This window comes from Pseudomonas sp. (assembly GCF_041601375.1).
Classification (GTDB): domain Bacteria; phylum Pseudomonadota; class Gammaproteobacteria; order Pseudomonadales; family Pseudomonadaceae; genus Aquipseudomonas.
Genome location: NZ_JBFIIG010000027.1, coordinates 26,260 through 35,381 on the forward strand (window position 1 = coordinate 26,260; position 9,122 = coordinate 35,381).

Below are 9,122 nucleotides of genomic sequence, written 5' to 3' on the forward strand. Positions count from 1 at the left end.
CCGGGTTTTTCCTAGCTGCTTAAGACCTGTTACTGGACTTGAGCTTCTACTTGAGCTTCAACACGACGGTTGATGGCACGGCCCGACTCGGTTGCGTTGTCGGCAACCGGCTGAGTTTCGCCATAACCAGCGGCGTTTACCCGCTGACCTTCAACACCGTACTGGTTAACCAGAACTTCACGCACAGCGCTCGCACGCTTTTCGGACAGCTGCTGGTTGTAGGTATCGGTACCGACGGAGTCAGTGTGACCTTCAACGGTGGTGCTGGTCTGCGGGTACTGCTTCATGAAATCAGCCAGGTTCTTGATATCGCCATAGCTTTCTTCTTTGACTTGGGCCTTGTCGAAGTCGAACTTCACGTCCAGCTCAACGCGCACGACCTGGGCTGGTTCTTCAGCAACCGGAGCCGGCTCGGGCATTGGCTCTGGGGCTTGAGCCACAGGAGCGGGAGCTGGCTGGCTGCCGCCGCCGAAGTTCAAGCCGACACCAACGCCTGCCTGCCATTCGGTGTTCTCGGTGTCCAGGCTGTGCAGGACATCGACACCGGCTTTGGCGAAGAACATTTCGCTGAAGTAGTACTTGGCACCGGCACCGACCATGGCGAAGGTAGTCTTGTCATCGCCACGGGTGAAGGTGTTGTCCAGGTCCTGATGGCCGAAACCAGCGGAAACGTATGGACGCAGGCTTTGCGCAGCAGGAGTACCGAAGTGGTACAGCGCTTCGACAGTGCTCAGGTGGCCGTCAATTTGCTCGCGGCCATGGGTCGAACCCGGCAGGGTGTCCTGGGAGCGAATGCTGCGGTACACGCCATGCGACAGGTTCAAGGACACGTCATCAGTCAGGAAGTAACCGATGCTGCCACCGAACAGGTTGCCGTCGGTGACGTCGCGATTGCTCTCCATAAAGGCACGCTTGCCAAAAACTTCCGCTTCAACTGCACCTTGGCCTTGAGCCAGAACGCTTAAGGAAGAAGACGCCAGCACAGAACCAACAACAACGCCCAAAGCGTTTTTAACTTTCATCCGTAAATCTCCATCATGGTGGCCAGTAAATTGTCTAGCAAGACAACCAGCCGGCGATTTTAGCAGAACTGCTCGGGGTGTTAGAGGGGGTATGTATATTTAAGTTTCAATGGTGCCTGAAAATTTTTCGCGCAACCGATCGAGGGCGCGTTTATAGCGCATTTTAGTGGCGCTCAGGCCCATGTGCATGATGTCGGCGATCTCCTGAAACTCCAGCTCTGCGACAAAACGTAGCACCAGAATCTCCCGGTCGATTGGATTGACATGCACCAGCCAACGGTCCAGGCCACCAGGGTCTTCAATTTTAGGCATCTTTTCTTCAGACGCCTCTTCCAATGGATCCAAACTTAGTGCATCCATCAGGCGCCGCTTGCGCCGTTCTTTACGGTATTGGGTAATACATTCGTTATAGGTGATGCTGTACAGCCAAGTTTTAAACTTGGATTTACCCTCGAAGTTCTTCAAACCATAAAGAACCTTGAGCATGACCTCTTGACAAACATCGTCGGCGTCGCGCTCGCTCCCCAAGTAACGGGCGCAGACGTTAAACAAGGTGCGCTGGTAACGCCGCATCAGTTCTTCGTAAGCGCGCGTGACATGAAAGAGTTCATCATGCGCACGCGCCACGAGTTCCTCATCCGAGAGTTCGCGGGGGTCATAGCGCAAGGACATCGGTAGGGCTTTATTCAAAACGAGTCAGGCCGACAGTCGGGACAGAGGCTGCCAACGCCTGATGCATCAGGCGTTGGCTTGGCGGCATAGATTAGCAGGATTGGCGCGTTAGCGACTGCTTACCCGCTGCTCGAGCAGGGTGCGATTAGCCACCGAGACCAACTCGCCAGCATCGGTCAGCAGGACAGTCTTGACCGTGCCTATCTCCTCGATCTGCCCTTCGACCTCACCGATCTGAACCTGTTGTCCAACCTGATACAACTCGCGCACATATATCCCGGCCAGAATCTGCCCGGCTATTTCCCGACTGCCCAACCCCAGCGCCAGTGCCGCAGCCAGGCCTACCGAAATCAGCACAATGGCGATGACGTTGTTCAGCAGGTCGGTCTTGATCTCCAGTTGGCCGATGGCCACCGAAATGCTGATGATGATCACCAGCCCCTGGGCGATACGCCCCAGGCCATGGGCGTAGTCGAGACCAACGCCTTCGGCGGCACCGCGCACCAGCCCGCTGACCAACTGCGCCAGCAACACGCCGGCCAACAGGACCAGAGCGGCACCGAAGACCTTGGGCAGGTACAGCGCGAGCACGTCGAGGGTGGCGGAAACCCGCTCCAGGCCAAGCGACTCAGCCGCCGACACCAGAAAAATCAGCAGTACGAACCAGTAGACGATCTTGCCGATCAAGGTCGATACCGGCACCTGGATACCGCCACGGCCGAGCAGTTTGGTCAGCCCGGTGCCCGCCATCAAGCGATCCAGGCCGATCTTGCCGAGCAACTTGGAGAGCAAGGTGTCGAGCAACTTGGCCACGACGAAACCGAGCAGCACCAGGATCAATGCCACGAACAGGTTCGGGATGAAGCCGGCCACCTTGGTCCAGAGCGCGGTCATCGCGGCTATCAGGCTTTGAGTCCAGGGATCGAGTTCCATTTCAGTCAGCCTTATCAGTAGAACTAGAGGAGTGAACAGATCCTGCGCCGGCGCCGCGGCGGGAGACCGGCGCAACATGGGCCGAGCCGCTATTCAGGGCGATCATCAACGCGCCGAGCCAATGGCCCATGAGCGTGAACAGGTCGCCCGCGCCGACCTGGCGGTTGGCAGTCTTCAATACGCGGTGCAGACAAGCGTCGTCGTCGTGATCGGACGCGCCGGACTTGAGCATATCGCGCAGGGATTCTTCAAATGGATCGTGCATGACGTACCTCACAGGACGTCTCGGCTAGACGAGACCAACTCGGGGCAAGTCACATCAGGCCCAGCGCAAACGGCGTAGCAACCACCACTGCCCCAAGGCAAGCGCCAGCATGATCAAGCAGGCAATAAGGAAGCCATAGGGGTTTTCGGCGCCGGGTATGCCGCCGACATTGATGCCCAGCAGACCGGTGAGAAAGCTCATCGGCAGAAATACTCCGGTAATGATGGCGAAGCGGTACATGATGCGGTTCATCCGCTGATCCATGCGCCGGTTTTCCGCCTCCAGCAGCAGGCTGACCCGCTCACGACTGAGCTCCAGCTCCTCCAGGTAGCGGGTCAGACGATTGTGCAGTTCGTTCCAATAGCCTGGGTCATCGGCGAGGAACCAGGTCTGCTGCTTGCGCGTCAGCTGCGCATAGATTTCACTCTGTGGCGCGAGAAAGCGGCGCAGACCGGCAGCGCGCCGCCGCACGTGCAGCAGCTGTGCGTGATCCGGCACTGCGTGCTCATCGGCATCGACCAGTTCTTCCTGCTCGTCGACCCGCTCGGACAACTCGGCTACCAGGGCATCGACCTTGTCGGTCAGGTAGTCCGCGAGGATCAGGATCAGCTCCGACGACGTTTTCGGCCCACGACCGGCGGCGAGATCGGCGATCAGGTTCTCGGTCGCGCGCAACGGGCGCAGGCGCAAGGAAATAATCCGCCGCGCAGCGGCGAAGATGCGCACCGACACCATGTCCTCCGGCTCTGCGCCGGGGTTGAGATTGACCCCGCGGAGAAACAGCAGCAGCGCCTCATCCGGCAGTGTCAGCAGGCGTGGCCGGGTATTTTCCTCCAGCAGCAGATCGCAGGCGAATTCACTCAAGCCGCTTTCGCGGCGCAGCCAATGCTGGGTCTGCGGGTGACTGCGATCCCAGTGCAACCACAGACTTTCCTGCTCGGCCAGCTCGAGGCCGGCCAACTGCCCTTGAGCGATGGCGCGCGCACCGCCTGCGCCATCCAGGACAAAAGCATGCACCAGGCCCCATTGCGTGTTGTCTTGCTCGTGCATGCCGACTCCTGGCATCACTTATTCCGGCATTTTCAGCGCAGTGGGGGCAATGATGATGCCGTTGTTGTCGGCATACAGGTACTCGCCCGGGCGGAAGGTCACCCCGCCAAAGGTCACGGCCACATTGAGGTCGCCGATGCCGCGCTTGTCGGTCTTCATCGGATGGCTGGCCAACGCCTGGATGCCGAGCTCGGTCTGTGCCAAGACGTCGACGTCGCGCACGCAGCCGTAGATCACCAGGCCTTCCCAACCATTCTTCGCGGCTTTTTCCGCGAGCATGTCGCCGAGCAGGGCACGGCGCATGGAGGCCCCGCCGTCGACCACCATCACCTTGCCCTTGCCCGGCTGCTCGACCTGCTCCTTGACCAGCGAGTTGTCTTCAAAGCACTTGATGGTGACGATTTCGCCGCCGAAGGAGTCACGACCGCCGAAATTGCTGAACATCGGCTCGACCACCTGCACCAGTTCCGGGTAGGCGTCGCACAAATCTGGGGTGATGTAATGCATGGGAAAACTCCTGGTTAACTGGACATTGAGCATCAGTCTTCACGGATCGGTGCCGGCACGCTCACCGTCCTGGATCGCAGGCTATTGCACAGGCCCCGCTCACTCATCGCCTGATCGAACAGCCTGCTGGCCGCACATATTAGCCTATCACCGCTCTGGAGGAACGCCCTCAACCCGCTCAAGCGCGGCTCTTTCGAGCGAGCCTGCGACCTCCCGGGTCTTGTCCAGCCAGCGCGCCACCAGTGGCCACACCTCACGCTGCGCCTCTTTGCTGACCAGCATCTCGACATGGCCGAAATCGCTGGCGAAACCGTTTTCCTTGCCCAGGCAGAGAAATTCGCTGATCGGCGAGCCGAACTGCTCGAGCAACTTGCTGCAGGCCCACGGCGGATCCTGCCGGTCACCCGCTGCCGCTACCGCCAACAGCGGAACCCGCACCTCGGCCAGGCCGGCCCACCAATCGCGCTCGGCATCGCCAAAGCGACCAAACAGGCCATACCAGCGCAAGCTCTCCAGGGCCAGGCCGATCGGCTCATCTTCCGGGCCACGCTTGAACCGCGAGCCGGAAATCACCGAGAAGCGTTTGAGCAGCAGGCGTCCGCCCCACTCCACCGGTGGCACTTTCAGCGGCCAGTAAGTACGACTGATCTGGCTGCCGAACAGCGCCACCGATGCCACTCGATCCTGGTCGAGGTAGTGCCCGCCCAGCGCCCCGACGAGGGTGATACCACCCAGCGAATGGCCGATCCAGTGAGCCGCTTGCGGGTTCTGTTCATGGACGAAGTCGGCAATCGCCGGCAGGTCGTAGCGCACGTAGTCGCTGACGCGGTTGTGCCGGTACGCCTTGTTGCGCGGCGACAGCCCATGCCCGCGCATTTCGGCAATCCACACATCGAAGCCGGCACGTGCCAGGTAAGGACCGAGACCAAGGCCCTTGGGCGAATACCAGAAACGTCGATTGGAAAAACTGCCGTGCAACAAGATCACCGGCGCGCCGCGCTCGGCCGCATGCCCGGCCATGCCCAAACGGGTGAGGGCCAGCCCGACGCTGGCATCGGGGCTGTTGCCGGGCTTGAGGCGATAGACATCCTCACTCAAGTCGCCACGTAGTTCCGCGCTGATCAAGGCGACGGGGAAAAGCTCGCTGCTGCTTTGCATCTGCTTCGCTCTGGTACAACAAATTGCCGGGAGCAATTTTTCACGTCGCTAGCGCCGGCCCGTAGGGTGGTCACCAGGGATGACAAACCACAAAAACGCCAAGAGCGTTTTTGCGCGCAAGCCCCGGAGGGGTGAAGCACATGGATGTGCTGAACACAAAAAAGGGCAGGATTAACCTGCCCTTGAATCAAAAGGTCAACGGTAGATCAGGCTGGCTGACCTTCCGCCAGGAAGAACCAGGTATCCAACACCGAATCCGGGTTCAGCGACACGCTTTCGATGCCCTGCTCCATCAGCCACTTGGCCAGATCGGGGTGATCGGAGGGCCCCTGACCACAGATACCGACGTACTTGCCGGCCTTGTTACAGGCGGCAATGGCATTGGACAGCAGCTTCTTGACCGCCGGATTACGCTCATCGAACAGGTGCGCAACGATGCCAGAGTCGCGATCCAGGCCCAGGGTCAGCTGGGTCAGGTCGTTGGAACCGATCGAGAAGCCGTCGAAGAACTCGAGGAACTCTTCGGCCAGAATCGCGTTGGACGGCAGTTCGCACATCATGATGATGCGCAGCCCGTTCTCGCCGCGCTTGAGGCCATTGCTGGCCAGCAGGTCGATCACCTGACTGGCTTCGCCGAGGGTGCGCACGAAAGGCACCATGATCTCGACGTTGGTCAGGCCCATCTCGTTGCGCACCTTCTTCATCGCCCGGCATTCCAGCTCGAAGCAATCGCGGAAGGATTCGCTGATATAACGCGAGGCGCCACGGAAGCCGAGCATCGGGTTCTCTTCTTCCGGCTCGTAGAGCTTGCCACCGATCAGGTTGGCGTATTCGTTGGACTTGAAGTCGGACAGACGCACGATGACCTTCTTCGGCCAGAAGGCCGCCGCCAGGGTGCTGATGCCCTCGACCAGCTTCTCGACGTAGAAGCCGACCGGATCGTCGTAACCGGCGATGCGCTTCTCGACGCTGTCTTGGATTTCCGGCGGCAGGCCGGCGAAATTCAGCAGCGCCTTGGGGTGCACGCCGATCATGCGGTTGATGATGAATTCCAGGCGGGCCAGGCCCACGCCGGCGTTCGGCAGTTGGGCGAAGTCGAAGGCGCGATCGGGGTTGCCGACGTTCATCATGATCTTGAACGGCAGGTCGGGCATGGCGTCCACGGAGTTTGTACGGACATCGAAGCCCAGCTCGCCCTCGAAGATGAAGCCGGTGTCGCCCTCGGCGCAGGACACAGTCACACCCTGGCCATCTTTCAGTACGTGGGTGGCATTGCCACAGCCAACCACCGCCGGGACACCCAGCTCGCGCGCGATGATCGCCGCGTGGCAGGTGCGCCCGCCCCGGTTGGTGACAATGGCACTGGCGCGCTTCATGACCGGCTCCCAGTCCGGGTCGGTCATATCGGAAACCAGCACGTCGCCTGGTTGTACCTTGTCCATTTCGGAGATGTCATTGATTACCCGCACCTTGCCGGCGCCGATCTTCTGGCCGATCGCCCGACCCTCGACCAGAATGGTGCCGGTTTCCTTGAGCAGGTAGCGCTCCATTACATTGACATTGGTGCGGCTTCTCACCGTCTCCGGGCGGGCCTGGACGACATACAGCTTGCCGTCATCGCCGTCTTTGGCCCATTCGATGTCCATCGGCCGGCCGTAGTGCTTCTCGATGATCATGGCCTGCTTGGCCAGCTCGCTGACCTCAGCGTCGGTCAGACAGAAGCGCGCGCGCTCGGCGCGGTCGACATCGACCACCTTGACCGACTTGCCGGCCTTGGCTTCGTCGCCGTAGATCATCTTGATCGCCTTGCTGCCCAGGTTGCGACGCAGGATCGCCGGGCGTCCGGCCTCGAGGGTCTGCTTGTGCACGTAGAATTCGTCGGGGTTGACCGCCCCCTGCACCACGGTTTCGCCGAGGCCGTAGGCGCCAGTGATGAACACCACATCGCGAAAACCGGATTCGGTGTCAAGGGTGAACATGACCCCGGCGGTGCCGGTTTCCGAACGCACCATGCGCTGCACGCCGGCAGACAGGGCCACCAGCTTGTGGTCGAAGCCCTGATGCACGCGGTAGGAGATGGCACGGTCGTTGAACAGCGAGGCAAACACTTCCTTGGCCGCACGGATCACGTTGTCCACGCCGCGAATGTTCAAGAAGGTTTCTTGCTGGCCGGCGAAGGAAGCATCCGGCAGGTCTTCGGCGGTGGCCGAGGAGCGCACGGCAACGGCCATATGCTCATTGCCGTCAGCCATGGCGGCGAAGGCGGTGCGAATTTGCGCATCCAGTTCGGCCGGGAAAGGCGCGTCCATCACCCACTGGCGGATCTGCGCCCCGGTCTTGGCCAGAGCGTTGACGTCGTCAACATCGAGGGCATCCAGCGCCGCATGGATCTGCGCATTCAGGCCGCTCTGCTCGAGAAAGTCGCGGTAGGCCTGGGCGGTAGTGGCGAAACCACCGGGGACCGATACACCGGCGCCGGCAAGGTTGCTGATCATCTCGCCCAGGGAGGCGTTCTTGCCCCCTACGTGCTCAACATCGTGATTGCCGAGCTTATCGAGGGAAACTACGTACTCTACCAAGGTGATCTCTCCACTAAAATGTTGGAAAAGCTCAGAACCAGTTCAAGGCCTGCTGCGCGTCGGCCTTGCTGCGTTAAAAACAGGCTCGGAATACTCATTTACAGCCGTAAACTCCGCTTGACTCGCTGCGCTCGCCCTTCGGGCCAGCCGCTGGCTGTTACTTCGCTGCGCTCGTGTCTCGCCTGCTTTTGCCTTGCATGGCTCTAGCTCACGAGCCCTTGAACAGGCTCTCTAGGGCTGGGAAGCGCGGCGGACACGTCCGCACGATTGTGGCCTAGCCCTGGAAAATAAGTAACAATGCAGCCCATTCAGGCCTGCCAAAACGGGCCCCATAATAGCCAAGAATCGTCCTCAACTTAAGGCCCAGGGTACAAATGAAACGAAGCGCATTTTTCATCTCCGACGGCACCGGCATCACGGCCGAAACCCTGGGTCAGAGCTTATTGGCGCAGTTCGAAACCATCAACTTCACCAAGCTCACGCGACCCTACATCGACAGCGTGGAAAAAGCGCGCGCAATGGTACAACAAATCAACACTGCTGCCGAGAATGACGATGCGCGACCCATCATTTTCGACACCATCGTCAACCAGGAAATACGCGAGGTTCTAGCCGAATCCGACGGTTTCATGATCGACATCTTCTCGAGCTTCCTTGCCCCCCTGGAGCAGGAACTGAGCTCGCATTCGTCCTACTCGGTCGGCAAGTCCCACTCCATCGGGCACAACTCCAATTACATGGAGCGGATCGAGGCGGTGAACTTCGCCTTGGACAACGACGACGGCGCCCGCACGCACTATTACGACAAAGCCGACCTGATCCTGGTCGGCGTTTCCCGCTGCGGCAAGACACCCACTTGCCTGTATATGGCCATGCAATACGGAATTCGTGCCGCAAATTATCCATTGACCGAAGATGACATGGAACGCCTGCAGC

The 9,122-nt window shown here is 60.1% G+C and carries 9 protein-coding genes; 1 reads left to right on the forward strand and 8 read right to left on the reverse strand.

Translation table 11 applies throughout. The annotated features are described in order from the left end of the window. Positions 1–29: 29 nt before the first annotated feature. The 8 genes from ABZE94_RS06210 to ppsA form a co-directional block, all read right to left on the reverse strand. The gene (locus tag ABZE94_RS06210) at positions 30–1,022 is read right to left on the reverse strand and encodes an OmpA family protein (RefSeq protein ID WP_372874661.1); all 993 of its coding nucleotides are present in this window, start codon (positions 1,020–1,022) and stop codon (positions 30–32) included. A 99-nt stretch (positions 1,023–1,121) separates the two neighbouring features. Then, positions 1,122–1,712, reverse strand: coding sequence for an RNA polymerase sigma factor SigX (gene sigX, locus ABZE94_RS06215; RefSeq protein ID WP_372874662.1), 591 nt, complete (start codon positions 1,710–1,712; stop codon positions 1,122–1,124). A 90-nt stretch (positions 1,713–1,802) separates the two neighbouring features. Then, complete coding sequence (locus ABZE94_RS06220; protein WP_372874663.1) at positions 1,803–2,627, reverse strand: mechanosensitive ion channel domain-containing protein; 825 nt, start codon at positions 2,625–2,627, stop codon at positions 1,803–1,805. Position 2,628: 1 nt separating this feature from the next. Continuing rightward, positions 2,629–2,892, reverse strand: a complete 264-nt coding sequence (locus ABZE94_RS06225; protein WP_372874664.1) for a CrfX protein — start codon at positions 2,890–2,892, stop codon at positions 2,629–2,631. A gap of 54 nt (positions 2,893–2,946) precedes the next feature. Beyond that, entirely contained in the window at positions 2,947–3,942 is a 996-nt protein-coding gene (locus tag ABZE94_RS06230) for a zinc transporter ZntB (protein ID WP_372874665.1), read from the reverse strand. Between the two features lie 18 nt (positions 3,943–3,960). After that, positions 3,961–4,449: a ribonuclease E activity regulator RraA gene (gene rraA, locus ABZE94_RS06235; RefSeq protein ID WP_372874666.1), complete on the reverse strand. Its 489-nt coding sequence runs from the start codon at positions 4,447–4,449 to the stop codon at positions 3,961–3,963. A gap of 147 nt (positions 4,450–4,596) precedes the next feature. Further along, positions 4,597–5,607 carry an alpha/beta fold hydrolase gene (locus ABZE94_RS06240; protein WP_372874667.1) on the reverse strand — a complete coding sequence of 337 codons (1,011 nt, stop codon included), beginning with the start codon at positions 5,605–5,607 and terminating at the stop codon, positions 4,597–4,599. A gap of 206 nt (positions 5,608–5,813) precedes the next feature. Further along, positions 5,814–8,186 (reverse strand): phosphoenolpyruvate synthase, encoded by a 2,373-nt coding sequence (gene ppsA / locus ABZE94_RS06245; RefSeq protein ID WP_372874668.1) that lies wholly within the window; start codon positions 8,184–8,186, stop codon positions 5,814–5,816. 374 nt (positions 8,187–8,560) lie between these two features. Between ppsA and ABZE94_RS06250 the strand changes: the two genes are divergently transcribed. After that, the coding region (locus tag ABZE94_RS06250) for a kinase/pyrophosphorylase (protein ID WP_372874669.1) at positions 8,561–9,122 on the forward strand (562 nt) is incomplete at its 3' end.